The 26,924-nt window shown below is 47.8% G+C and carries 21 protein-coding genes; 12 read left to right on the plus strand and 9 right to left on the minus strand.

All coding sequences use genetic code 11. The features are described 5' to 3' along the window. Positions 1-76: 76 nt before the first annotated feature. Both ACJB0T_RS16820 and ACJB0T_RS16825 read right to left on the minus strand, forming a co-directional pair. The gene (locus tag ACJB0T_RS16820; RefSeq protein WP_479291067.1) at positions 77-427 is read right to left on the minus strand and encodes a DUF4156 domain-containing protein; all 351 of its coding nucleotides are present in this window, start codon (positions 425-427) and stop codon (positions 77-79) included. Next, on the minus strand, positions 414-752 hold the full coding sequence (locus ACJB0T_RS16825; RefSeq protein ID WP_479291065.1) for a DUF2956 domain-containing protein: 339 nt from the start codon (positions 750-752) through the stop codon (positions 414-416). Before ACJB0T_RS16825 ends, ACJB0T_RS16820 begins: the two co-directional genes overlap by 14 nt. Positions 753-880: 128 nt before the next feature. Here ACJB0T_RS16825 and ACJB0T_RS16830 point away from each other — a divergent pair, with 128 nt between their 5' ends. The 4 genes from ACJB0T_RS16830 to ACJB0T_RS16845 all read left to right on the plus strand — a co-directional run bounded on the left by ACJB0T_RS16830 (position 881) and on the right by ACJB0T_RS16845 (position 4,950). Beyond that, entirely contained in the window at positions 881-1,378 is a 498-nt protein-coding gene (locus ACJB0T_RS16830; RefSeq protein ID WP_479291063.1) for a DUF2919 domain-containing protein, read from the plus strand. Between the two features lie 34 nt (positions 1,379-1,412). Next, positions 1,413-2,318, plus strand: coding sequence for a Dyp-type peroxidase (locus ACJB0T_RS16835; RefSeq protein ID WP_479291061.1), 906 nt, complete (start codon positions 1,413-1,415; stop codon positions 2,316-2,318). A gap of 134 nt (positions 2,319-2,452) precedes the next feature. Beyond that, positions 2,453-3,589: a flagellin gene (locus ACJB0T_RS16840; RefSeq protein WP_479291059.1), complete on the plus strand. Its 1,137-nt coding sequence runs from the start codon at positions 2,453-2,455 to the stop codon at positions 3,587-3,589. A gap of 227 nt (positions 3,590-3,816) precedes the next feature. Then, positions 3,817-4,950: a flagellin gene (locus ACJB0T_RS16845; protein ID WP_479291058.1), complete on the plus strand. Its 1,134-nt coding sequence runs from the start codon at positions 3,817-3,819 to the stop codon at positions 4,948-4,950. Between the two features lie 191 nt (positions 4,951-5,141). Here ACJB0T_RS16845 and ACJB0T_RS16850 read toward each other — a convergent pair whose 3' ends face one another. The 3 genes from ACJB0T_RS16850 to ACJB0T_RS16860 all read right to left on the minus strand — a co-directional run bounded on the left by ACJB0T_RS16850 (position 5,142) and on the right by ACJB0T_RS16860 (position 6,856). Next, a complete protein-coding gene (locus tag ACJB0T_RS16850; protein WP_479291057.1) occupies positions 5,142-5,426 on the minus strand; it encodes an Rdx family protein in 285 nt (94 codons plus the stop codon). A gap of 70 nt (positions 5,427-5,496) precedes the next feature. Beyond that, positions 5,497-6,015: a regulatory protein ToxS gene (locus ACJB0T_RS16855; RefSeq protein ID WP_479291055.1), complete on the minus strand. Its 519-nt coding sequence runs from the start codon at positions 6,013-6,015 to the stop codon at positions 5,497-5,499. A 13-nt stretch (positions 6,016-6,028) separates the two neighbouring features. Further along, entirely contained in the window at positions 6,029-6,856 is an 828-nt protein-coding gene (locus tag ACJB0T_RS16860; protein ID WP_479291053.1) for a winged helix-turn-helix domain-containing protein, read from the minus strand. Positions 6,857-7,115: 259 nt separating this feature from the next. Between ACJB0T_RS16860 and htpG the strand changes: the two genes are divergently transcribed. The 3 genes from htpG to hemH all read left to right on the plus strand — a co-directional run bounded on the left by htpG (position 7,116) and on the right by hemH (position 11,031). After that, complete coding sequence (htpG, locus tag ACJB0T_RS16865; protein ID WP_479291051.1) at positions 7,116-9,020, plus strand: molecular chaperone HtpG; 1,905 nt, start codon at positions 7,116-7,118, stop codon at positions 9,018-9,020. Between the two features lie 289 nt (positions 9,021-9,309). Then, entirely contained in the window at positions 9,310-9,954 is a 645-nt protein-coding gene (gene adk, locus ACJB0T_RS16870) for an adenylate kinase (protein ID WP_042497123.1), read from the plus strand. 117 nt (positions 9,955-10,071) lie between these two features. Continuing rightward, positions 10,072-11,031: a ferrochelatase gene (hemH, locus tag ACJB0T_RS16875; protein WP_479291049.1), complete on the plus strand. Its 960-nt coding sequence runs from the start codon at positions 10,072-10,074 to the stop codon at positions 11,029-11,031. Between the two features lie 83 nt (positions 11,032-11,114). Here hemH and ACJB0T_RS16880 read toward each other — a convergent pair whose 3' ends face one another. Further along, entirely contained in the window at positions 11,115-12,500 is a 1,386-nt protein-coding gene (locus tag ACJB0T_RS16880; RefSeq protein WP_479291048.1) for a peptide MFS transporter, read from the minus strand. Positions 12,501-12,828: 328 nt separating this feature from the next. Between ACJB0T_RS16880 and rfaH the strand changes: the two genes are divergently transcribed. Further along, the gene (gene rfaH / locus ACJB0T_RS16885) at positions 12,829-13,323 is read left to right on the plus strand and encodes a transcription/translation regulatory transformer protein RfaH (protein ID WP_479291046.1); all 495 of its coding nucleotides are present in this window, start codon (positions 12,829-12,831) and stop codon (positions 13,321-13,323) included. A 110-nt stretch (positions 13,324-13,433) separates the two neighbouring features. Here the strand turns inward: rfaH and dapD are convergent, their stop codons facing one another. The 3 genes from dapD to ACJB0T_RS16900 all read right to left on the minus strand — a co-directional run bounded on the left by dapD (position 13,434) and on the right by ACJB0T_RS16900 (position 16,119). Beyond that, positions 13,434-14,465 carry a 2,3,4,5-tetrahydropyridine-2,6-dicarboxylate N-succinyltransferase gene (gene dapD / locus ACJB0T_RS16890; RefSeq protein ID WP_042496834.1) on the minus strand — a complete coding sequence of 344 codons (1,032 nt, stop codon included), beginning with the start codon at positions 14,463-14,465 and terminating at the stop codon, positions 13,434-13,436. A 323-nt stretch (positions 14,466-14,788) separates the two neighbouring features. Then, positions 14,789-15,085 carry a YebG family protein gene (locus tag ACJB0T_RS16895; protein ID WP_479291044.1) on the minus strand — a complete coding sequence of 99 codons (297 nt, stop codon included), beginning with the start codon at positions 15,083-15,085 and terminating at the stop codon, positions 14,789-14,791. Between the two features lie 101 nt (positions 15,086-15,186). Then, positions 15,187-16,119, minus strand: a complete 933-nt coding sequence (locus ACJB0T_RS16900) for a LysR family transcriptional regulator (RefSeq protein WP_479291043.1) — start codon at positions 16,117-16,119, stop codon at positions 15,187-15,189. A gap of 96 nt (positions 16,120-16,215) precedes the next feature. Here ACJB0T_RS16900 and ACJB0T_RS16905 point away from each other — a divergent pair, with 96 nt between their 5' ends. The 4 genes from ACJB0T_RS16905 to recD all read left to right on the plus strand — a co-directional run bounded on the left by ACJB0T_RS16905 (position 16,216) and on the right by recD (position 26,923). Beyond that, positions 16,216-17,190, plus strand: a complete 975-nt coding sequence (locus tag ACJB0T_RS16905; protein ID WP_479291041.1) for a TDT family transporter — start codon at positions 16,216-16,218, stop codon at positions 17,188-17,190. Between the two features lie 68 nt (positions 17,191-17,258). Then, a complete protein-coding gene (gene recC, locus ACJB0T_RS16910) occupies positions 17,259-20,771 on the plus strand; it encodes an exodeoxyribonuclease V subunit gamma (RefSeq protein ID WP_479291040.1) in 3,513 nt (1,170 codons plus the stop codon). Between the two features lie 357 nt (positions 20,772-21,128). Then, a complete protein-coding gene (gene recB / locus ACJB0T_RS16915) occupies positions 21,129-24,761 on the plus strand; it encodes an exodeoxyribonuclease V subunit beta (RefSeq protein WP_479292306.1) in 3,633 nt (1,210 codons plus the stop codon). Further along, a complete protein-coding gene (recD, locus tag ACJB0T_RS16920; RefSeq protein WP_479291038.1) occupies positions 24,761-26,923 on the plus strand; it encodes an exodeoxyribonuclease V subunit alpha in 2,163 nt (720 codons plus the stop codon). Before recB ends, recD begins: the two co-directional genes overlap by 1 nt. Position 26,924 lies beyond the last annotated feature (1 nt).

Consider the following 26,924-nt stretch of genomic DNA (forward strand, 5'->3'; position numbering starts at 1 on the left):
CGGTCGCTTATGAAAAAAGAACCCCGCTAAAAAGCGGGGTTCGTCAGCAATCTGAAGCCGAAGCTAAGCTTCGGCTTTATTTTTTGCAGCGATAGGCGCTACCAAAGAGGGTAACGGAAGTGTCGAAGTCGACCGGACTGAGCAGTAGTACGGTGTCACCACCTAATTTCGCTGTGTGATTCTTGATAGCGTTGACGGCACCTTGTGTCAGTGACGCATTATTGAAGAATAGATAGGTATACCAGTACCCCTCCGAACCTCTCACGTCCCCTTTCCATTCACAGTGGGATACATCCAAACTCGCATCCAGACGCACTTCTACCTGCGATGCCAGATCGGATTCCAGTTGGTTGAATGGCTGAACGCAACCCGATAGCAATACAGCCAGCGTCGCCACTAATGCAGAGGAGCGTTTAAAGTGCAACATAGGCAATAAATCCTACCCAGCTAATGGCAAGTAGTGCCCATGGCAAAACGCCGGAGTGAGAGGCTGAGACAGTGTCGCTGCTTTCAAGGGCTACAGGGCTCGCAACTGACTCGGAGGACTTAGTGCGCTTCTGCTTTTTCTGAGCTTTATCGGCCTGTCGTTTTTTCTCTTTTTGCTGCTTCTTGTAAAGCGCAATGCCTTTTTCGATGCCTTGAGCAACGAGCTTGGTCTGCTCCTTGGTTTGTCCCGGCTTTTGCGTAGCTTTGGCTATTTTAATCGCCTCTTGTTGAGTTTCCACTGAAGGGGTATTTTTATTGCTTTTCATTTAGGTCCCGTACAAACTTTTCACGCTTGTTGTTTTTCGCACATCTTAACACAATGGCTTATCTAGTCTTGAATCAAAGCGCGAATAGCACCATATAGTTTGATATTAGATAATTTTAGAGACGTACAATGCGCTATGCCATAGAACAGTATGACCAACATGGTTTGCTCAAGCCACCCGTTTGGTTGTGGTTGGGGTGGGCTTTTTTGATTCGCGCATGGGTGGTGTTCGTGGTTGCCGGTGCTAGTCGTCAAGAAGGCAGCAACATTCTCCAGTACGTCTATCCTAATCATACGATGTTGTATATTGGATTGGCGATGGGGTTGCCTATTGTTATCGGAATGTGGTTGGTCGGGCTTCGTAAGAGTGACTCTGATAAAACGAACTTTGCGGTGAGTCTGCTAAAGCCTGCAACCCTCGTGATAGTGGCAATGCAGTTAGTCCATACTGGGTACTTAGTTAATTTGCATCACTGGCAGTTTAGTTGGCCTAACGCTGTGACGTTGGTACTACTTGCGTGGTTCGCGATTTATCTTATGAAAAGCCGAAGGGTGAAAGATAGTTTAGCGTTGCCCGCTAAAATCACTTCAGTTCCTGATCAAGGTCATACAATCAACCATCAGTAGAAAATACACTGAGCGGAAAAACAGAGGAAAGACAATGTCATTACCACAAAGCGCGATTACGCCGGAAGCTGAACCTTTTGCGTTGTACGCTCAATTAAAAGTTAATCAGAACGCTCAACAGGTTTTGGATGCGCTACAGACCCTACCAAGTTTAGTAGAAGAGCTGAACCAATCTCAGCCTGGTGCAGAGCTGACGCTCTCTGTGGCGTTTTCTCATTCTTTTTGGTCACAGCTAGACCAAGCGATGCCTGCAGAGCTAAAACCCTTTCCTGAGTTAGGTGAAGGTGATGTGATTGCACCATCAACAGACGCAGACGTGTTGATTCATTGTCATTCACAGCGCCATGATTTGCACTTTTATCTGCTCAGAAAACTGATGAGTCAGATTTCTGAGCACGTCACTATTGTCGATGAGACGCAAGGTTTCCGTTTTATGGACTCGCGCGACATGACAGACTTCGTTGACGGTACTGAGAACCCTAAAGGCGAGCAACGTGCTGAAGTCGCTCTAGTGGCGGATGGTGAGTTTGCTGGTGGCAGCTATGTCATGGTTCAGCGCTTTGAACACAATCTGCCTGCGTGGAACCGTTTGAACGTTGCGGCGCAAGAAAAAGTGGTTGGTCGCACCAAGCCTGACAGTATTGAGCTAGAAGACGTTCCAGCAGCTTCACATGTGGGGCGAGTTGACATCAAAGAAGAAGGCAAAGGGCTGAAAATCGTTCGCCATAGCTTGCCTTACGGCACGGTGAGTGGCCCACACGGTCTGTTGTTTATTGCCTACTGTAATACTGTCCACAACTTCGATGCGATGTTAGAGAGCATGTATGGCGTTACTGATGGCAAAACTGACCAGTTGCTTCGCTTTACCAAAGCAGTCACAGGCGCATACTTCTTTGCTCCTTCACAGGCGATGCTAGCAGCGTTAACTGTTAAATCTTAATCTCAGTCGCTCTCCGATATAACACCGTCAAGGTCAAATCATTTGCCCTTGGCGGTGCCTCTCTAAATCTCTCAAGTTTCCAAATCATTGGTCGATAACTGATCTATTCAGTTCATCCCGATTTTGGAAGCGACATGTCGATTACTGTGAATACCAATGTCAGTGCTATGGTAGCGCAAAACCACTTGGGAGCGGCGAGCAAAGCGCTTAGCCAGTCCTTAGAGCGTTTGTCATCTGGACATCGTATCAACAGCGCAAAAGACGATGCTGCAGGTTTGCAGATAGCCAATCGACTCGATGCTCAGATTAGTGGACTTGGTGTTGCTCAGCGTAACGCGAATGACGGCATCTCCATCATGCAAACGGCAGAAGGTGCGATGAATGAAGCAACACAAATCCTACAGCGCATGCGTGATCTTTCTTTGCAAAGTGCCAACGGTGCTAACTCCTCACAAGACAGGCAAGCGTTAGAGCAAGAGTTTGTCGCGCTTAATGATGAATTAAACCGTATTGCTGAAACGACAAGCTTTGGCGGAAGGAAGCTCCTTAACGGCACGTTTGGTACCTCAGCGTTTCAAATTGGTGCTCAGTCGGGTGAAGCTCTGCAAGTGGGGCTTGCTAACTTGCGAACGGATCAATTGTCCATGGGCGGCGCAGTTTATCAAGCCGGTAACAGCGCCCCACCAGAGTGGAGAGTAGGGCAGAGCAATAATGCCCTAGCATTTAGCTATGTTGATGCCCAAGGGAGCAACCAATCAGTAACGATTGAGCTCAAACAAGGGGATGATATCGAGCAGGTGGCCACCTACATTAATGGGCAAACGGATGTATTGTCGGCGTCAGTTGATGAGAACGGTCAACTTCAGGTCTTTGCCGATTCGGACAAAGTAGCTGGAACGGTGAGTTTTTCGGGCAGCTTTGCCAGTGAAGTCGGTTTGCAAAATGGTCAAGTCGTGACCGTCAACGACATGTCTATTGGCACCGTCGGCGGAGCACAACTGTCAGTGTCTGTGCTAGATAAGGCGATGAAGTTTGTCGATCGCCACAGAGCAGAACTTGGCGCGACTCAAAATCGTCTCAACCATACCATCAATAATCTCGCCAATATGGAAGAGAACCTTTCCGCCTCACAAAGCCGTATCCGCGATACCGACTATGCCAAAGAGACCACTCAAATGCTTAAGCAACAGATCTTGCAGCAAGTGAGTACGACGGTTTTGGCGCAAGCGAAACAAACACCGAATTTGGCGTTAACCCTATTGCAAGGCTAAGGGCATCGACTGTTTAAAGTCGAACTTTAGCCTTTTTTTGATAAAACATTTCTTTTTACCATTTCCGTCACATCTTCCATTCAAAAGCTCAAAAATTGGTAACTTTGTTCACTTTTTATCTCAAGTGTTTGGTTTTAAGGACGATAAAGAAAGTAACTTTGAGAGAACTACTTGGTTTTCCGAGACGTCGGAAACCGCTACACCGGAAAATCAATTGGAGAAACACCATGGCAGTGAATGTAAATACAAACGTATCAGCGATGACAGCGCAGCGTTACCTAAACAACGCAAACCAAGCTCAACAAACCTCAATGGAGCGTTTGTCATCTGGCCACAAAATTAACAGCGCTAAAGACGACGCAGCAGGTCTACAAATCTCGAACCGTTTGAACGTGCAAAGCCGTGGTCTTGATGTTGCTGTTCGTAACGCCAACGACGGTATCTCAATTGCACAGACAGCTGAAGGTGCGATGAATGAGACAACCAACATCCTGCAACGTATGCGTGATCTATCACTTCAATCATCAAACGGCTCTAACTCAAAAGCTGAGCGTGTTGCGATTCAAGAAGAAGTGACAGCGCTAAACGACGAACTAAACCGTATCGCAGAAACTACCTCTTTTGGTGGTAACAAGTTGCTTAACGGCACATACGGCACTCAATCATTCCAAATTGGTGCTGATAATGGTGAAGCCGTGATGCTGAGCCTACGTGATATGCGCTCTGATAACTCCCAAATGGGTGGTAGCAGCTACCAAGCAGGCAACGCAAAAGACAAAGACTGGACAGTAGCGGCAGGTACTAATGACTTAACTATTGACCTAACAGACAGCTTCGGTGATGCGCAATCTATCACTATCAACGCGAAAGCGGGTGATGACATTGAGCAGTTAGCGACGTACATCAATGGTCAAACGGATTTAGTCAAAGCCTCTGTTGACCAAGACGGTAAGCTGCAAGTATTTGCTGGTAACAATAAAGTTGACGGCGCAGTGGCTTTCTCTGGCGGTCTAGCGGGTGAGCTAGACATGCAAGCAGGTAATGCAGTAACAGTTGATACGATTGATGTAACAACGGTTGGTGGTTCGCAAGAGTCGGTTGCTATTCTTGACTCAGCACTAAAATACGTGGATAGCCACCGTGCAGAGCTTGGTGCATTCCAAAACCGTTTCAATCACGCAATCAACAACTTGGATAACATTAACGAGAACGTGAACGCGTCGAAGAGCCGTATCAAAGATACTGACTTCGCGAAAGAAACGACGTCGATGACCAAGAGCCAAATTCTATCGCAAGCATCAAGTTCAATTTTGGCGCAAGCGAAGCAGGCACCCAATGCGGCATTGAGCCTACTAGGCTAATCGGATATATCGATAAAGCACTCAGTCATCCCCTTGAAAAAAGGGGCTTCTAAAGCGCGCTGTGGACGAAAAAAAGGTGAGCTCGTTTCCCTTTTAGTTTACAACGCGCTTTTTGCGATCTTCACGTTTGTGAAGATGACGTAGGTAAGAAAAACTGATGTAGGTTGGCGAAGAGTGTTTAGTGCATTTGGTTAACGCTTCGTACTATCCACATGCCCCAAGTCGCGATCTGGCGCGATAATATCTCGCACTTTCTGCTTAAGCACTTTAGCCTCTGGAAAGCCGCCATCGCGCTTTCGCTCCCAAATCTGCTCACCATTGCACCAAATTTCAAATCGCCCACCTGTATCTGGATGCAGACGGATGGTCTCGACTTCTTCGCTAAAAGTGTGCAGCAGCTCTTGGGTCATCCAAGTAGCGCGTAGCATCCAGTTACACTGGCGGCAATAATAAATATCGATGGTCGCTTTTTGCATAGTCTTCCCTGTTGTCATGACTAAAAAAGGAGGCTTGCGCCTCCTTTGAATGTTTCATATCTGAACTGTGTTAGTTTGAGAACAAGATAGAAGAGCCTTGGTTCAAGCTGGTCAACAGCAGTGTCTTCTCGTTCACAATGTCGATACGACGGCTTTGCTGCGCTTCCATTTTTAAGAACTGCTTGATCATCGCAAGTTGCTCATGAGTAAACTCATCAGACTGTGCGGCCGCTGTGTCCTTAAACTCTCGTGGCGAAATCAGAAGATAGTTATCACTGATTGTCCACGTGCCCATTTCAGAAATTTTAATCAACGTGTGAGTCTCTGGATCATCACCAAACAAGCGCATAGAAGACTCACGAATATACTCACCACCCGGTAAGTACTTCACGTTTGCTGACATTTCTAAACGGCTCAATGGACCAATATCCGTATCTGGATAATGTCGCGCGGCAATAATGCCAACCATGTTCGATTGCCATTCGTTGGAGGTCAGCACTTGCTCCAGCTTGAGATCGCTTCCCCAATATAGCCAGGCACTCAACGCAGTTGAGATTGCCAGTAAGATAGCGGCGTATTTCATTTTCATCGGTTACGACTCCTTACTGGCACACTTTAGACAAATCAGACTGTTCAGTGAAGATACGCATTGTGCTGTTCTCACTTGAATGATCGACAGTGTGAATGAAGTTGAGAGCGATTTGATCGGTTTGATCGCCAGTGACAATCACTTGTGCCGGTAGCATGTCACCAGTGTGTGTTTCCACGTATTTCGCTACGCATTGCTCAATTTTTGGCAACCAGCTTGTCACGTCAGGGTGACTTTCTGGCGTCACAATTTGAACTTCATTGACAACGCTCAGTGGTGTAAAGGTCGATTGCGCAGGGTTGGTGACCATTAACACTAATATCGGTAACAAGATAGCTGCCGCAATCATCGCCCAAACACTTGGTGGCGTTTTGGGTTTTGGTGTGATAGCAACAGTGGCCGCTGTTGGCGCAGCTGCAGTGGCTACCGTTTCTAGTTTGTCTGCTGGAAGTTCGGCAACCGGTGCTTCATCTAGTGTGTCAGAGGACGCTTTGGGTGCAGAGCGTTCCACGGCCGAAATCAGTTGGTAGCCACGTTTTGGCACCGTTTTAACAAACTGAGGAGATTTTGTAGGGTCTTTCAGCATTTTACGCAGCGTAGAGATAGCTTGCGTAAGGCTAGAATCGTCAACTTCGAAGCCTTGTTCACGCCAAACGAAATCATGCAGTTCGTTTCGAGTGACCACTTCATTCGGTCTTTCAGCAAGTAGAAGTAAGATGCGACTTTCATTACTACCAAGACGAACAACTTCATCGTTATTGGTTTGATCGACCAACGAATTGCTATTTGGGTCAAAAATGTACTTCTGGCCGAGTATAAACTTAGTGCCTATGTTACTCATTGCATTCTTCTTTTTAGTGCCGCAACGCGACGGAACAGATATTCAGGCGCTGCATGTCTTCAGAGCCAATTATAGAATTTTAGGATTTTTTTATAGTCAGGTGCAGTAGGATAATAAAAACAAATCAAAAAAACAGTATTTTTATGTATCTTTACCTTGAATTTACAATCTTCATCCTCATCTCTTTAATCAACTAATCATAGCGATATCGAGTGTGACTTTAGCGACACTCGGTATGAAATATGTAAATGGAGATAGCATGAGCACCGTTGAGACTAAGAACAAAGAGACCCGTGGCTTTCAATCCGAGGTAAAACAACTTCTTCACCTTATGATTCACTCTCTGTATTCAAACAAAGAAATTTTTCTAAGAGAGCTGATTTCAAACGCATCGGACGCCGCTGACAAGCTGCGTTTTCAAGCCCTATCTAATACAGAGCTATATCAAGGCGATGCTGACCTAGGCGTCAAGTTATCGTTTGATGAAAAGAACAATACTTTGACTGTTTCGGACAACGGTATTGGTATGTCCCGCGATGATGTGATTGAGCATTTGGGCACCATTGCTAAATCTGGAACCAAAGAATTTTTTGCCAAATTGTCTGAAGAGCAGAGCAAAGACTCACAGCTTATCGGCCAATTTGGTGTGGGTTTCTACTCTGCCTTTATTGTTGCTGATGCAGTGACCGTACGCACTCGCGCTGCAGGCACGTCAGCAGACCAAGCGGTGCAATGGCATTCGGCTGGTGAAGGTGATTACACCATCGAAGACATCACCAAAGAGACTCGCGGTACCGATATCGTGCTTCACATGCGTGAAGAAGGTAAAGAGTTCTTATCTGAATGGCGCCTACGAGATGTGATCAGCAAGTATTCTGACCATATCGGTATTCCAGTGTCTATTTGGACACTTGAGCGTGACGAAGAAGGTAAAGAGACCGACCAAGGTAAGTGGGAGCAAATCAATAAAGCTCAAGCGCTTTGGACGCGTAATAAATCTGATATCAAAGACGAAGAATATCAAGAGTTCTACAAACATGTTTCTCACGATTTCGCTGATCCACTAGTTTGGAGTCACAACCGTGTAGAAGGTAAAAACGACTATACCAGCCTGCTTTACATCCCAGCAAAAGCACCATGGGATATGATGAACCGTGACCATAAGAGCGGTCTAAAGCTTTACGTTCAACGCGTGTTCATTATGGATGATGCCGAGCAGTTTATGCCATCTTACCTACGATTCGTACGTGGTTTGATAGACTCGAACGATCTACCACTAAACGTTTCTCGCGAAATCCTTCAAGACAACAAAGTGACCCAGTCGCTACGTGGTGCCTGCACTAAGCGTGTGCTCACTATGCTTGAGCGCATAGCAAAGAATGACGAAGAGAAATATCAGTCATTCTGGAAAGAGTTTGGCCTAGTGCTAAAAGAAGGCCCTGCCGAAGATATGGCGAACAAAGAGAAAGTGGCAGGCCTACTGCGCTTTGCTTCGACAGAAGTTGATTCTGCAGAGCAGACGACTTCTCTAGCGTCTTATGTTGAGCGCATGAAAGAAGGCCAAGATAAGATCTATTACCTAACAGCAGACAGCTACGCAGCCGCGAAGAACAGCCCGCACCTTGAGCAGTTTAAAGCGAAAGGCATTGAAGTTGTCTTGATGTATGAGCGCATCGACGAATGGCTAATGAACTACTTAACAGAGTTTGATGGTAAGCAGTTCCAGTCAATCACTAAAGCGGGTCTTGATCTGAGCAAGTTCGAAGGCGAAGAAGAGAAAGAGAAGCAAAAAGAGACGGAAGAAGAGTTCAAGTCAGTGGTTGAGCGCACGCAAACCTACCTAGGTGAGCGCGTTAAAGAAGTTCGCACTACGTTCAAGCTAGCAAGCACACCAGCGGTTGTGGTCACTGATGACTTCGAAATGGGTACACAAATGGCGAAGCTTCTAGAAGCGGCGGGTCAAGAAGTACCAGAGGTGAAATACATCTTTGAAATTAACCCTGAGCACGAGCTGGTTAAGCGCATGGCAGATGAAGCCGACGAAGAAGCATTCGGCCGCTGGGTTGAAGTGTTGCTTGGTCAAGCGATGCTTGCAGAGCGCGGTTCGATGACCGATCCATCGCAATTCTTGGGTGCGATCAACAAGCTTTTGGCTAAAGTCTAATTCCCTTGCGGAGTCGAACACCCTAGTCTAATTCAAGAGCTCGAGGATTCGAGCTCTTGTTTTCTCAGGGCTAAACGCACACTTTTAGCTTACTTTAGAGTGCAAAGCAGGATCTTTAGACACTTTTGGCGTCAAGCAAGCGATTTCTATGATAGAATGCGCGCCAAGTTAAAGATTCAACTATTTTTGAATAAACCGTTTATACCGAAACGTATCGCAGCAAACATGCCCATTGGGTATCAAGCAGTAGGCTTCGGTATAAATCTTTTTTTATATAAGAGGACAAGTCATGCGCATCATTCTTTTAGGTGCTCCAGGTGCAGGTAAAGGCACACAAGCTCAATTCATCATGGAAAAATATGGTATCCCACAAATTTCTACTGGTGACATGCTACGTGCAGCAATCAAAGCAGGCACTGAGCTTGGTAAGAAAGCGAAAGCAGTTATCGATGCAGGTCAACTTGTATCTGACGACATCATTCTTGGTCTAATCAAAGAGCGTATCGCTCAAGACGATTGCGAGAAAGGTTTCCTACTTGACGGTTTCCCACGTACTATCCCTCAGGCTGACGGCCTAAAAGAGATGGGCGTAGATGTAGACTACGTGATCGAATTCGACGTAGCTGACGACGTAATCGTTGAGCGTATGGCTGGCCGTCGTGCTCACCTAGCTTCTGGTCGTACTTACCACGTTGTTTACAACCCACCTAAAGTAGAAGGTAAGGATGACGTAACAGGTGAAGACCTAGTGGTACGTGATGACGACAAAGAAGAAACCGTTCGTGCTCGTCTAGGTGTATACCACGATCAAACTGCGCCGCTAATCTCTTACTACGGTAAAGAAGCAGAAGCAGGAAGCACTAAGTACCTAAAATTTGACGGTACTAAGCAAGTGGCTGACGTAAGCGCAGACATCGAAAAAGCACTGTCTTAATCGACATTTGTGAATTCGCTAAAAAAACGACCTTTCGAGGTCGTTTTTTTTGATCCAAGAAAAGCGCACATAGGTATATAATTCGCTTAGAAATTATATAAATATCAAAGGAAGTCTATGAGCGATTCGTCAAAAACAGGTGTGTTGTTAGTCAACCTTGGCACACCAGATGAGCCGACAGCAAAAGGGGTAAGACGCTTTTTAGAGCAGTTTCTGCACGATCATCGCGTCGTAGACATGACCCGTTGGATTTGGTGTCCGGTGCTGCACGGTATCATTCTGCCTATTCGCTCTCCTAAGGTCGCTAAAGCCTATCAATCGGTATGGATGGACGAGGGCTCTCCGCTCATGGTGTACTCCAAGCGACAAGCCGATAAGCTGGCTCAGTTAATCAACGTCCCTGTTGAGCTTGGCATGAGTTACGGCAATCCATCGCTACAAAGCGGGATCACTAAACTGCTCGACCAAGGCGTAGAAAAGATAGTGGTATTGCCGCTTTATCCGCAGTACTCGGGTACCACAACGGCAGCTGCGTTTGATGGTATCGCTAAAGCGTGCAAGTCTATTTCAACCTTACCGGCCTTTTCTATGATTCGTGACTACCACGATCATCCAATGTACATCAAAGCGCTTGCTGACAAAGTCAGAGCTCACTGGGAGCAAAATGGCCGCGCAGATTACCTATTGTGTTCTTACCACGGCATACCAAAGCGTTATGCGGACAATGGTGATGTGTATCCACTACATTGTCAGGCAACCACTGAACGGCTGCGCCAAGAGCTCGGTTTGGATGAATCTCAGATGGGGATGAGCTACCAATCAATCTTTGGTCGAGAAGAGTGGCTACAGCCTTATACCGACAAAACTCTTGAGAAGATGCCAAGCGAGGGTATCAAAACCATCGATGTTATGACGCCAGCATTCTCAGTCGACTGTTTGGAAACTCTGGAAGAAATCGCTATAGAGGCCAAAGAGACCTTCATTGAGGCGGGAGGTGAGCGCTTTAGTTATATCGAATGTCTCAATGACTCAGATGCCCATGTCACCATGATGGCAGAATTGGTGAACAACGCTTAGCGCATCAATCTAAATGAGTTCAAACGAAAAAGGCCAGTCATGACTGGCCTTTGTAATTTCTATTCGATCAAACGAATAAGCAATTAAGCGATTTGAGCTTGCTGCTCTTCTACTTGTTCTGCATTGCTGACTGAGCTTTGCTCTGCGCCGTGCATCCATTTTACAAGCGTGTTAGCAAACAACAGTAGGATAACGCCACAGATAACGGCTGTGATGGCGATACCACTAAAGATAGCCATAGCGCCTAGTTCGCCCACATGTGAACCAACAAGACCTGCTACGTAGTTAGCAATCGCGTTGAAGCCAAACCACGCACCCATCATCAGAGACGCAAGACGCAGTGGCGCAAGCTTAGTCACCAGTGATAGACCAATCGGTGATAGGCAAAGTTCACCTAGCGTATGGAAGAAGAATGCACCTACTAGCCACAGCATAGAGGTTTTCACGCTGCTATCGCCACCTTGCTCAAGTACCGCGCCAATCATGCAAAGGAAGCCTGCTGCTAGGAAGAACAGTGCAAGTGCAAATTTAACCGGAGAGTTCGGCTCACGTTTGCCCAGTTTAACCCAGATAGCCGCTAGTACAGGAGCAAGTGTAATGATGAAGAACGGGTTCAGAGACTGGAACCATGCCGCAGGTACTTCAAAATCACCAATCATGCGATCTGTGTACTGCTGAGTGTAGATGTTCATCAAGCCGCCTGCTTGCTCGAAGCCTGCCCAGAAGACGATTACGAACAGACCCATAATCAGGATAACCTTCAAGCGATCCATCTCTTCACGAGTCAGTGGCGCTTTGGCTTTCGATTGGTTTAGCTCACGAGCACGTGCAGCCGCTGGGACATTACCAATGTCACCTAGCCAAGAGTTCGCCATAGTCATTTGCATCACTAGGCTGATAACCATACCGATACCCGCCACGATGAAGCCTGCTGACCAACCGAAAGAGTCAGTTGCTGAACCAACAACGATACCTGCAAGCAGTGCACCAATGTTGATACCCATGTAGAAGATGGTGAACGCGCCATCACGACGGTTGTCGCCTTCTGCGTAAAGGTCGCCAACCATGGTCGAGATATTTGGTTTAAACATACCGTTACCAGCGATAAGCAGTGCTAGGCCACCGTAGAACATCTGGGCACTTGGCTCACCGGATGCCGCAGCGGCTAACACAAATTGGCCTGCAGCCATTAGTACGCCACCGATGATGATGGACTTACGTTGACCTAAGTAGTTGTCGGCAATGTAACCACCGATAAGCGGAGTGATGTAAACTAGTCCAGTATAGATACCATAGAGATCCAGAGCATCTTTAGTAGACCAGCCCATACCACCATTGATTGTGGTGTCTGTCAGGAACAAAACTAATATTGCGCGCATTGCATAATATGAGAAACGTTCCCAAAGTTCGGTGCCGAACAGTAGGAAAAGGCCGCGAGGATGGCCGAAGATGTTGCGTTGTGCTGTCATAAGTTTTACTAATTTTTATCATCAAAGAATTTAATGTGCCAAATGGTATACCTGACAACATTAATAACCGCAAGGGGTGGTTTTTATAGATTTTGTGAATAAAATGTTTAACGTAATGAAATGTAAGAAAGTTTTTCCATGGTCGTACGTAAATTGCGTGCTGCAATCTAACTTTTCATTTTTACCGTGCACCATCTATTCGGACTTTTCATCGGTTGGATCGCAGACAAGTGATGGTTAAGCGGGCACAATGTCCGGTTTAGTGGTAGGATGCAGACAAACAAAAACATCAAGTAATTAAATTAAACCGTTTAATCGAACAGATAAAATGAAACGTTGGTATTTGCTTTATTGTAAGCGCGGTGACCAAGGCCGAGCGAAAATGCACCTCGAGAATCAAGGCTTATCCTGCTACTACCCAGAAGTAGAAGTGGAAAAGATTCTCAGAGGAAAAAGACAGAAGGTGAAAGAGCCACTCTTTCCCTCTTATATGTTTGTGGAGTTTGATTACGAACAAGGCCCTTCCTTTACAACCGTGCGCTCAACGCGTGGTGTGGTGGACTTCATTCGTTTTGGATCTCATCCCAAAGAGATCGACTCCGCGCTTATTGACGAGTTGCAACTGTTAGCCGAGCTTCCGGATGAACCGGAAACCGACAGCTTACCAAAACACGGTGAGACAGTTCGCGTAACGGGTGGTCAGTTCGCTGGTATCGAAGCGATTTTCCAAGAGGCTGACGGAGAAGCGCGTTCGATCATGTTGGTGAACATGATAAGTCGCCCAGTCGCAGTGAGTATTGAAAATAAAGATCTGGATATCTAGCGCTCTCAACAATCGAGCGTTTGTACGCTCACCGATATAAAAAACCTCAGTACCATAAAATGGACTGAGGTTTTCTGTTTTTGGGGTATTACCCCATCAGCAACCGGAGATTAGTTGTTGCTGTGAAGCTCGCTGTTCAGTTCAACGGCTGTTTTGTTCGTCAGACATTCGATCTGACCTGTCACTGAGTTGCGACGGAATAGAAGATCTGGCTTGCCAGCGAGGTCGCGAGCTTTAACAATTTCAACTTCCGCGCCAGAAGCGTCCAGCATGCGAACTTTAGAGCCCGCCGTTACGTACAGACCAGACTCAACAGTACAACGATCGCCTAGTGGGAAACCAAGACCTGCATTCGCACCTAGTAGTGAGTTTTCGCCGATAGAGACAACAACTGTACCACCACCAGACAGCGTACCCATAATAGACGCACCGCCACCGATGTCTGAGCCGTTACCAACCACAACACCTGCAGAGATACGACCTTCAACCATGCTTACGCCAGTTGTACCTGCGTTGAAGTTGATGAAACCTTCGTGCATAACCGTTGTGCCTTCACCAACGTGAGCACCAAGACGTACGCGAGACGTGTCCGCAATACGAACGCCTGTTGGAACCACGTAATCAACCATTTTAGGGAACTTGTCTACGCAATCGACAGTCAGTGTTTCACCTGCTAGACGCGCTTCGATTTGACGCTCAGCCAGCTCTGGAAGATCGATTGCACCTTGGTTCGTCCAAGCGATGTTGTGAAGTAGACCGAAGATGCCATCAAGGACTGTACCGTGAGGCTGTACTAGGCGGTTCGAGATAAGTTGCAGTTTTAGGAAGCCTTCAGCTACAGATTGAGGCTTCTCGTCTGTTGCTAGTACAACCAATACTAGTGGCTGTGAAGAGCTTGCTGCTTTTTCGGCAAATGCTGCGTTTTCTGCGTCATCATTGCTAGAGAATGCGGTTGCTAGAGCCGCGCTTTGTGCTGCAGAAATTTCGATAGCTTGGTTGCCTTCCGCGTAACCAGATACCTCTGCCACTGCTGCGATAAGCGCATCAGATGGGTTTAGGCGTGGGTGAGGGAAGAATGCTTCAATGATTTTACCGTCGCGGTTTTTGGTTGCAGTACCAAAAGCGATTGAGAATGCTGCCATGACTCTATGTCTCCATGTATAGATTTGTCTCAAAGCCGCGGCGATTGGTGGCGACTTTGACTGATTTGTTAGCAATCATCTTAAAGAGACGTGATGGCAGATGAAAGGGCAAAAACGACAAAAGTCTGTAAAACGATACCCTTTGTCTTTTCAGAGATATTTTTTCCTAATAAGAAATTTATCGGCGTGCATTCGCTTACTCGATAGCACTGACTTAATCGGTTGGATTTACTTGATTAAGGCGCAAAAAGCAAAATAGCCAGTAAAAGTCTACGCTCTACTGGCTATTGGATTTGCTTGTACAATGTTAGCAAGTTAACGCATTACGCTGCGTCTTCTGCGTCTTGCTCTTCAACAGGCTTAACCACTTTTGGCTTTTTTGGCGTTGGCTTGCGCTTCGCACCAAGAGCGTAAAGCACTTCTTCTTTATGCTGAGCAAGGTATAGTGACAGCTCTTCTTGCTTCTCTTCATCTTCGATAAGCTTGCTTTCACCTAGCAGAGAAAACAGCTCATCCGCCATATCCAACATTTTGTCATAAGCGTCAGCTTCTGCTTTAGAGGTAAAAGTCATCTTTTCTTCTCCGTTGCGTTCCACCACGTACTTGACGATTACAGCCATGGTTAATCCTCTAGTTAAATTTTAAGGTTCTAATACTGTCTGTTTATACAGAGGGTCAAAGTTAATGTCCAGTCGAGGGCGCAAAAGTGAGAGCTGTTTGCCTAATTCCTATTCGTATTGCGGCGCGTGTTTTTGACAGAAGTTGTTGCACGCCATTGCTGGCAGAATAGGATAAAGCGCTCCAGAAGGGGACTTTGATACTTCTCCTTATGAACCAGCAGCCAAAAGCGGCGTTTCATGTCGAGCGAAACGGAGATAGGGACTAAGCGGCCATCATCAATGGCGCTTTGCGCAGCCAGAGTGGATAGACAAGCCAAACCAAGATTGGCGGATACGCTGTTAATAATGGCTTCGGTGGTATTAAGCTCAAAGGCTTCATGCCAAATCTCAATTCTGGGGGCAACCGTTCGTAGGAAAAACTCTCGAGTACCAGAACCTGGCTCGCGTAAGATCCAGTCGCTACTTTCCAAGTCTTCAAGTGTGACACTCGATTTGTTGGCAAGGTGATGCTTGGGAGACACCACTATGCACATTTCATCTTCACTAAATGGGTAGCTATCAAGCTCAGGGTGTAAGGTTTTACCTTCCACCAAGCCGATATCAAGTTGATAGTCGATGAGCTTTTGGCAGATCAAAGCGGTGTTTGAGATAAACAACTGCTGAGACTTATGCTGATGCTCGTCGCGAAAATCGCTGAGCAGAAATGGCGCGACTTGGTTGCCTACAGTGTCACTGGCACCGATACGCAGTACGCCGCGATAGCTCTGCTCATCACCAAACAGTGATTCAATATCTCGGCTTCGGCTGAGCAGTTCATCGGCAAGGGGCAGCAGCTTTTGTCCCTCTTGGTTAATGACCAAGCGGTTGTTGACCCGATCAAACAGGGCGTGACCTATCTGCTTTTCCAACTCACTGAGCGACATGCTGACCGCCGCTTTGGAGAGAAAAAGCGTGTCCGAAGCAGCCGTCAGCGTTTGATGCTGAGTCACCGTAACAAAGACCTTGAGCTGTTTTAATGAGATATGTGGCTTCATGTTCAGTTTAATTTAACGAGTAAATTGAATAATTGAATATATATAAACATAAGCAAGGTTTACAATCACCGCAACTGAAGAATTGAGGTGATTGTGATGATTGCGAGAGTGACAAAAGCACATAACAGAGTAAAAGCGGCACCAACCCCAATGGCGGGTTTGGCTCTCGGTATCGCCAGCCTTGGCTGGTGCTGGGAAAATGCGCTGCCGCTCAATCATGTTGCCCAGTGGACAGGCGCTGCCATTGCCAGCGTGTTACTCATTGTTCTTGCCTACAAGTTCTTGTTCCATAATCACGTATTGCGACAGGAACTTGCCCACCCTGTGGTAGGCAGTGTTGCTCCAACGTTTGCGATGGCAACCATGGTGGTGTCTCACTCAGTTGGTCAATTTGCACCTAATGTTGGTGACGCACTTTGGCTTGGCGCTGTGGCGCTGCACATCGTGTTCTTGGCAAGCTTTACTTACCACCGCATGCGCGACTTCGAGTTGCACCACATGGTACCAAGTTGGTTTGTACCACCAGTCGGCATTATCGTTGCGGATGTGGCTTTCTCGGGAAATCCAGACTTAGCACGGGTTGCTAACAGCGCTTTAGTATTCGGTCTTGTTGCTTACGCAGTCATGCTACCAACCATGATCTACCGTTTGGTGTTTACTCATGAGATCCCAGATGCAGCAAAACCAACCATGGCGATTATGGCAGCGCCAGCGAGCTTATCGCTTGCCGGTTACCTAACGGTTGCGTCAGAGCCATCTGCCATCATTATTGCGCTACTATTCGGTATTGGTGTGTTGATGACACTGTTCATTTACCTTGCGTTTATCAAATTGATGCGCTTGCCATTCAGCCCGGGTTACGCAGCTTTCACCTTCCCGATGGTGATCAGCGCAACGGCGCAATACAAACTCGCAGCTTGGATGAGCGCACAACACGCGCCAGTTGAGATGGTGAAACAGATCACCGCGCTTGCCAATATTGAGCTTGCTGTGGCGACGATTGTTGTTAGCTACGTTGCGATTCGTTACCTCGTTGCTTATTTACCCAAACAAGCAAATATCACGGCGTAAAAGGTCTTAGATACACAGGGACTGTGTTAACCTTGAGGGAGGAAAATTAGCGAAAGGCGCGCCGTCACGTGTTCACCGTTTACCACTCAAATCAGATAGATGTGCTTAAATCCTTATTGGTTCAGCTCATCAAACTCGACCCAATTGAAAACCCGTTTGAGAAAGAACAAATTCTCGTCCAAAGCCCAGGTATGTCTCAATGGCTGAAAATGGCGTTGGCGGAAGAGTTTGGTATTGCGGCCAACATAGACTTCCCACTTCCAGCCACCTTTATATGGGATCGCTTTGTTCAAGTTTTAGATGATGTGCCTGCACGCAGTGCATTCAACAAAGAAGCGATGACGTGGAAGATCATGCACCTTTTGCCTGAGCACTTAACTGATCCCGACTTTGCGCCGCTCGCCCAATACTTAACCGATGACCAAGATGCATCGAAACGCTACCAACTGGCAGAGAAAATCGCCGATATCTACGATGGATACCTAGTGTATCGTCCAGAGTGGATCGCCTCATGGGAAGCCGGTTTACCGGTTTTTGAGCTTGAAGACGAGCAGCCGTGGCAGCCAAAACTTTGGCAAGCGCTGTACGATCATACCGTGGCGCTTGGTCAGTCTCCGTATCACCGTGCCAACTTATATGAGCACTTCATTGACGTACTCGCCAATAACCAAGATGTTAAAGCGCAGGGACTCAATCAGCTTCCTAAGCGTTTGTTTGTGTTTGGTATTTCTTCACTTCCACCTCGTTATCTCGACGCACTGAAAGCCCTTGGTGAGCATATCGATGTTCATCTAATGTTTACCAACCCTTGTCGATTCTATTGGGGTGAGGTGCGCGATCGTAAATACCTAGCAAAACTCGCCGCCGCCAAGCGTAAGCAGCTCAATGATCTCGATGCTTTTGCTGACAGTCAGCAGTGGCAAGAAGGTGATTGGGAGATGGCGCCGCAGCTTAAAGGCGATGTAGAAGCGAACGTAGACGACGAGCTGCATCTCTCTGAAGTGGGCAACAGCTTGCTGGCGTCGATGGGTAAACTCGGCAGGGATAACTTGTATCTATTGTCACAACTTGAATCGAACGAGATTGAAGCCTTTGTTGACGTAGATAGAGCTACTCTGCTTGGTAACCTTCAGGCGGACATTCTAAATCTAGAAGAGCATCAAGATGATACCTTGTTACTCTCATCAAGCCACAAACCGGCGATTGCCGCGGATGATACCTCGCTATCGGTGCATGTTTGTCATAGCCCGATGCGTGAGGTGGAGGTGCTGCATGACAACTTGTTGGCGATGTTCGACCGCAATCCGGATTTGAAGCCGCGTGACATCATCGTCATGGTGGCCGACATTAATGCTTATAGCCCGGCTATTCAGGCGGTGTTCGGCAATGCCTCCGGTGAGCGTTACATACCGTTCTCTATTTCTGACCGTACTGCAGATAAAGAAAGCCCGCTGCTCAATGCCTTTAACCAGCTTTTGCAATTGCCTGACTTGCGTTGTACCAGCAGTGAAGTGCTTGAGCTGTTGGAAGTGCCAGCAATCATGGCGCGATTTGATATCAGTGAACATGAGTTTTCGCTGCTGCGTGCTTGGGTGGAAGAGGCACAGATCCGTTGGGGTATCGATAATCAAACCGCAAGTGAGTTTGATTTGCCTGAGTTTGGTCAAAACTCTTGGATGTTTGGTATTTCTCGTATGCTGGCGGGTTATGCGGTGAGCGAGCAGGCAGGCCTACTGATGGTCGGCGAAGAGAGCATTTCCCCTTACGAGCAAACGCAAGGCATGCAAGCCGAAACTGCCGGTAAGCTGGCGCAGTTTATCGATAAATTGGCGCACTATCGCAAGGTGTTAAATCACACTATGGGTATCGAGCAGTGGCAGCGCGGCATCAATCAATTGGTCGATGACTTTTTTGCCGTGGATATTGAAGGAGAGGTCGTTGTTAAGTCGATCCGCGATACCTTATCGGCATTGGGTGACCAATTGTTGGATGCGCAATATGACGAGGCACTGGCACCGCGTATCGTGCGCCAGTACTTTATTGATAAGCTTTCTGGCTCGCGCGTCAGTCAGCGCTTTTTGGCAGGGCAAGTCAATTTCTGTACCCTGATGCCAATGCGCTCTATCCCGTTCAATACTGTATGCCTATTGGGCATGAACGACGGCGTCTACCCTCGCAGTGTGCCGCCGGAGAGCTTTGATCTCATGGTAGGCCGGACCAAGCCGGGCGACCGCTCACGACGTGACGATGACCGTTATCTGTTCCTCGAAGCACTGCTTTCGGCGCAACAAAGTCTCTACATCAGTTACGTCGGACGTTCCATTCAAGACAATACTGAGCGTGTGCCATCGGTGTTGGTTTCAGAGCTTTTGGAATACTGTGAGCAAAACTACTGTTTACAAGGTGATGAACCGTTAGACGTTGATAGTTCTGGCGCTAAGCTCACGCAATCACTGCTGCGTGAATACCCGATGGTGCCATTCAGCGCTGCGCACTTTGACGCGACGAGTGCACTACAAAGTTACGCCGCTGAGTGGTTGCCATCGGCGCAGCAAACAACGCTTGAGGCCACGCAAAGCTTGTCTGTGCCATTTAACTTAGAACCCATTGCTCGAGCGCAAGGTGAAAAAATCGAACTGGAGCTGACCGAGCTACAGCGTTTCTGGCGCTTGCCGGTGCAGTATCTGTTTAACCGTCGTTTGCAAGTCAACTTTGGGGAGAGCCTTCTTGGGCTGGAAGATGAAGAGCCATTTGCTCTGAGTGGACTGGAAAGTTTTGGTCTTCGTAAATCCTTGCTCGATGCAATGATAGAGGCTAATGGGCACATTGAAGGCGATAAGCTGCGCGCATTTAAAGCAGAGCAAAAAGCCAAGGGCTATTTGCCCGTCAATGAGTTTGGTGAACTGGAGTTTGCCGCTAACGTTTCTCAAACCCAAGAGTTGGCAGAGGCTATTGCACCGTTAGTAAGCCAAGAAGCTGAAGATGTCGAAGTGGATTTGAACTTAGACATTGATGATTGTCATGTCGCGCTGCAAGGTTGGGTAACCGGGTGTTATCAAAGTGGTGTAGTGCGCTATCGAAGCGGTAGGCTGCGCGCTACCGACTATCTCGCCGCATGGATAGATCATCTGCTGGTGGCCGTGGCAGGCAGGCAGTGTAAAACTCACATGCTGGCGTACGATAAAAAAGAAGGCGTCGTCCATCGCATTTATCCAGCGCTGAGCGATGAGAATGCCAAAGACTATTTAACCCAGCTAGTCAGCTTGTATCTGCAAGGGTTAGATACGCCGCTTTGCTATTTCCCTGAGACGGCGCTGGCTGGGATTGAGGCTAACTACAGCCGTGGGCAATGGACACCAAGTGATGAGGAAATGCTCACTAAAATGGCTGGCCGTTTCCAAGGTGGTTACATGCAGACTGGTGAAGGTGACAACCCTTATATCTCTCGGGTTTGGAATGAATGGAGTGATGCATTGGGTAGTGAAGCCAAAACTCTCGCGCACTTAGTACTAGAAGCGCCGCGAACCATGAGTATCAGTGCAGAAGAGTATTACTCGGTAAGCCCAGCGGGCTATCCTTGAGAGCCTATCTCCTTGAAAGCCTCTCACCTTGAAAAGAAGCCTTTGAAAGGGAGTGGCCGCCAGTCTTAATTATAGTGTGTAGGGAGAGTGCTGGACGGCCGGGGAGGGTCAGAGGGACCCGTATTTCTGGACGGAATAGTAGAGTGTGAGGGTGATTAATTCCGTGAATGGGATCGCAACTTACATAGTTATAAATTATATCCGTTTGTTTTAAATTAGATTTTAAGCGTTAGATCACAGTTGAGTTCAGACATGAAACCAAATGAGCACTCTTCAGATAACCCATTTATAGATAGCGATGCCCAAGGTCAATTCTTGGACGGTGCCTCGTCCTCGAAGCCGACTGCGCTTAATACCATGACTTTTCCATTGCATGGTGCTCGGCTAATTGAAGCATCCGCGGGTACGGGTAAAACTTTTACTATCGCGGGTCTCTATCTAAGGCTGCTGCTCGGTCATGGCAAAGATGGCAGCGCGCATCGTCAGCCACTAACGGTTGACCAGATCTTGGTGGTAACCTTTACCGAAGCCGCGACAGCAGAGCTTCGCGATCGTATTCGCGCCCGTATCCATCAGGCTCGTATCGCTTTTGCGCGAGGCGAAAGTGACGATCCGGTTATTCAGCCGCTGCTTTCGGAAGTAAGCGATCATCGCTATGCTACAGAAACTTTGCTTCAGGCTGAGCGACAAATGGATGAGGCGGCGGTATACACCATTCACGGCTTCTGTCAGCGCATGCTGACTCAAAACGCGTTCGAATCAGGCTCTCGTTTTAACAACGAGTTCGTGACGGATGAAAGCCGTTTAAAAGCGCAGGTCGCTGCAGATTTTTGGCGCAGTCAGTTTTATCCACTAAACCTCGCGATGGCGTCTGAAATCCGCAAAATTTGGGCAACACCAAGTGCGCTACTGAGTGATATCGGCCGCTATCTGACAGGCCCTGCCATTACCTTACAAGATATTGACTCTGCAACGGATAGCGATAGTCAGGGCATGGACATTGCCGCTTTGCATCAAGCCTATTTAGAGAGAATAAAGACGCTAAAGGCCAACTGGTTAGCAGTCAGTGACGACGTAGTGACTTGCATCTCCCAATCTGATGTGAATAAACGCAGTTACACCAAAAAATCCCTACCGACTTGGGTGGTAAGCATCACGGAGTGGGCTCAGCAAGAGACGCTGGATTACAGCTTACCGAGCGCGCTTGAGAAATTCTCCCAAGCGGTGCTGGTTGAAAAAACGCCCAAAGGCGAGCCACCAACGATGGCGATTTTTGCAGAGATTGAAGCCTTTCTCGCCACGCCTCCTGAGTTGAAAACCCCGCTGCTCGCAATGGCGATTAAAGCGTGTCGTCAGCGATTAGCATTAGCCAAACAGCAAAAGCAGTGGCTCTCTTTTGATGACCTGTTGACTCAGCTTAGCGCAGCGTTAGAACTAGAATCTGGCGAGCGCCTAGCAGAAAAAATTCGCAACCAATTCCCGGTAGCGATGATTGATGAATTTCAAGATACCGATCCACTGCAGTACCAAATTTTCAGCTCGGTGTATTTGGGTAATCCTGAGTGTGGCTGGTTTATGATTGGCGACCCTAAACAGGCGATTTATGGTTTTCGTGGCGCGGATATCTTCACCTATATCCAAGCAAGAAATCAGGTTGTTGATCACTACACCTTGGGCACCAACTGGCGCTCCAGTGAGCGTATGGTGAGCAGCGTTAATGCGCTGTTTGAACAGGCAGATTCACCGTTTTTATACGATAGCGATATCCCCTTTTACCCGGTCAATGCCAGCCCGAAAGCAGGAAAGCGTCAGTGGCTGCAACATGGTGAGAGTCAACCTGCACTGCAGTTTTGGCTCCAAGACGCTGACGCGCCAGTCGCCAAAGGGGACTATCAGCAGCACATGGCCGCTTCCACTGCCCAGCACATCAAAATGGTGCTGACTGAATCGCAAACTAAAAATGTCGTGTTAGCGGATGGTGATAGTGAGCATCCGGTTGAAGCGGGTGATATTGCCGTGCTGGTTCGAACCGGTAGTGAAGGGCAACTGATCAAACAAGCGTTAGCTGAGCGTGGCATTGCCAGTGTTTACCTGTCGAATCGAGACAGTGTGTTTTCTAGTGCAGTGGCAGAAGATATGCTGCGCCTACTACAAGCGATTTGGTATCAAGACGATGAACGACTGCTGAAAACTGCACTCGCCTCAGAGCTGTTCGCACTACCTGCCGATGTGCTTGATGGCCTGAATAACGATGAAAATTTGTGGGAGCAAGTGGTAGCGGAATTTCGTGATTACCGTCAGTTGTGGCAGTCACGCGGCGTATTGCCTATGCTGCGCTCGGTACTGTTTAAGCGTGAAATGTCGAAACGCTTATTGGCTACCGTTGGCGGAGAGCGTTTACTGACCGACTATCTTCACTTGGGCGAGCTATTGCAGGCCGCAAGGCAAGATGTGGAAAGTGACACTGCCTTGCTACGTTGGTTTGCCCAGTCAATCGAAGATGCTAAGCAAGGGCTAGGCGCCTCCGATGAGCACATTCAGCGTTTAGAATCGGAGCGAAATCTGGTGCAAATCATCACGATTCATAAGTCGAAAGGTCTTGAATATGATCTGGTTTACTTGCCGTTTGTGGTCAGCTATCGCGAAGCGATGGAAGCGAAATACTATGATGCAGCAAACCAGGAATCGGTGCTGGATCTTAGAAAGTCCAAAGCCGCACTGGCTCAGGCAGACAAAGAGCGATTGGCGGAAGACTTACGTCTAATCTATGTAGCGCTGACTCGTGCCGTGTATGGCTGTTTTATCGGTATGGCGCCACTTCGCAACGGACGCTCTACTAAAGAGCCTACCGGCGTTCACCACAGCGCTCTTGGCTTCTTGGTGCAAAATGGCCAAGAGCTTGGTGTCAGCGAGCTAGAAACCATGCTAAACCAGTTAGCAAAATCCTGTCGGGACATCGCGATTACAGCGCCACCAGAGCCCGATGGTGAGTCGTATCGTTTACCGTTAGCATCCACGCCTGATCTAGGTGCGAAAATGCAGCGCCACGCGATTGATCGTGATTGGCGTTTGACGAGCTACTCAGCATTGGTAAAACAGAGTCACCATGGCAGCAGTGATGAGGTGTTTATCGAAGAGTCGGGTTTGGACATCGACTCTTCAGACGAGCAGCAACTGGATCCACTGTTGGAGCCGGAGAAAACCATCTTCCATTTTCCTAAAGGCGCACGTCCGGGTACCTTCTTACACACGGTATTTGAGGAGATCGAGTTTACTGAGCCCGCTGGCTCTGAGCATAACGAAAACATCATCGCTGAACTGCTTGCCAAAGAGCAGTACGACGCAGAGTGGCTGCCAGTGATTACTTTGCTGGTGGATCAGGTGATGAACACGGCTCTAGATGGTGAGAACCTATATCTTCGAGATAAAAGCCCTTCACAGCGCTTGGTGGAAATGGAGTTTCTATTGCCGATAGATGTGCTGGATGCACCTTCGCTTAATCGCGTAATTCAGCGCCACGACAGTTTATCTGCCAAGGCTCATGAACTAGGCTTTTATACGGTAAAAGGGATGTTGAAAGGCTTTATTGACTTGGTGTTCGAGCATAAAGGCAAGTACTACGTCCTCGACTGGAAATCGAATCACCTTGGTGAGGACAACAACAGTTACCAGCGAGCTCAACTCGAACATGCCATGGTCGACCATCGCTATGACTTACAATATCAACTTTATGCCTTGGCGCTACATCGCTTCTTAAAAACGCGTATTCGCGATTACGATTATGAGCAGCACTTTGGCGGTGTCTATTATCTGTTCTTGCGTGGTATTGAGCCGAATTCCGACTCGGGCATTTTCAATGCGCGTCCTTCTAAGGCGATGATTGAAAACTTAGATGCATTGATTTCTGGTGAACTATCGCCGAATACCATTGATACTGATAGCAGTGATATGGACGAAGGAGAAAATCAACAAATGGGGCTTGGATTTTAATGACTGAACAGCGCGCTTTTTCCCATTGGATTGCCGACCTTGTTGATAAAAAATGTTTACGACCGCTGGATCATCAGTTCGCCAAGTTTGTTGCTTCCATTGAAACCGAGTATCCCGATGAGGTGATGTGGCTGGCGGCTATCGCAAGCGCTCAGCTAGGACAGGGGCACATTTGCGTCAACTTAGATAGCGACTTGGTTGAGCAGGCGCTACCGCCGTTACCAAGCCTTATTGGGCTTTATGGCGCGGCTGCAGCTCCGCTGGAAGATAAGGTTAATCAGGTTGATTGGCAACGAGTAATGGGCAGTGCATCAACAATCAATGTACTTGAGCCCAGAGCCAATTTAGAAGGTGCAGTCACACCGTTGGTATGGCAGCAAAAGCGGCTCTATTTGCAGCGTTACTTTTACTATGAACAAACGATTGCTGAGCGCCTGCTGTCGAAGGCGACGCCTATTGAGTTGGCAAACACGGATATTCAACAAGCAGCGCAGATACTCGATCAGTTGTTTGCTCGTGAGTATCACTACTTGTACTCGGCGCTCGCATCGATGTCTGCTGAATATAATAATCAGGTATCGCGACAGCAAATAGTATGTGATTTCCTAGACGTTGTTGATGATAGCGTGATCGACTGGGATCAGGTTGATCGCATCGTTACCTCAGCGGGCTCTGCCAGCGAACTTGAGCGATTAGATACTGCAATCCCACTCACTGCCTGCTTGAACTGGCAAAAGGTAGCGGCTGCGGTTGCGCTGACTCGTCGTTTCGCCGTCATTTCCGGAGGCCCTGGCACCGGTAAAACCACGACAGTCACCAAACTGCTCGCGGCAATGGTGCATCAGGCGAGCGCGCAAGGAGAAACACCCACCATTAAGTTAGTTGCACCAACGGGTAAAGCGGCGGCGCGCCTGACTGAATCGATTGGTAAAGCGGTAGATGCCTTGGCGCTGTCACCGGAGCTTAAACAGCGCATTCCCACCGACTCGAGTACCCTGCATCGATTGCTTGGTGCCATTCCTGGCCGTGTTGAGTTTAGGCACGATAAAACCAACCCGTTACATCTGGATGTGTTGGTGCTCGATGAAGCCTCTATGGTCGATTTGCCTATGATGCACCGATTGCTCGATGCGTTGCCAAGCCACGCGCGACTTATCTTATTAGGCGATAAAGATCAGCTCGCCTCAGTAGAAGCGGGAGCGGTACTATCCGATATCTGTGATTTTTCGGCTCAAGGTTATAGCCAAAAGCAAAACGAACGGGTGAAAGCGCTCACTCAGTTTGATTGCCAGTTTGGGCGTACTGCCAAGCAGTGGGTATCGCCACTCGCTGATAGTCTGTGCGTTCTGCAAAAAAGCTACCGATTTGACGCGCGTTCAGGCATTGGCCAACTGGCTAAACAGGTTAACGCTGCGAGCAGCCGAGGCTTTGAGCAGGTTTGGAGTAAAGGGTTTGAGGATATTGAATGGCTGCCACTTAGTGGTGATAGCTATCAAAAATTGATTGATTCTATGGTGCGGGTTTACAAGCCGTATTTGGCTGAGTCGAGAGCAGCATCACCACAAGGTGAATCGTTGCAAAGCGCGGATGCTTTAGTGCACTGGCAGCACAGCGTTGCGCGTCAAGTCTTAGGTTTATTCGCTCAAAACCGCTTGCTGTGTGCAGTTCGAGAGGGTGATTTTGGCGTTACTGGACTTAATCAGAGGGTAGAGTCGCGTCTGAAGCAGCGCGGCGTGATTTCGCGAGGTGAAGAGCTTTGGTATGTGGGTCGACCGCTGATGGTGACGAAAAACGATCATGGGCTTGGACTTTACAATGGAGATATTGGTATTTGCCTATGGGATCATAGTGCTCAAACACCAAGGCTGAAGGTCTTCTTTGAGCTCCCTGATGGCAGCATAAAATCGGTCTTGCCGAGTCGAATGCCAGAGCATGAAACGGCTTATGCCATGACGATTCACAAATCTCAAGGCAGTGAGTTTGCCCATACCTTCATGATATTACCGGGTGAATATAGCCCTCTGCTCACCAAAGAGCTGATTTATACCGGAATTACCCGTGCAAAATCGCGTTTCACCTTAGTGGCGGATGGCAAAGTATTGGGTAAGGGGATACGTCATAAAACGCTGCGTCACAGTGGACTGTCATTGCGTTTGGCGTAAT

Source organism: Vibrio sp. CB1-5, from assembly GCF_059412285.1.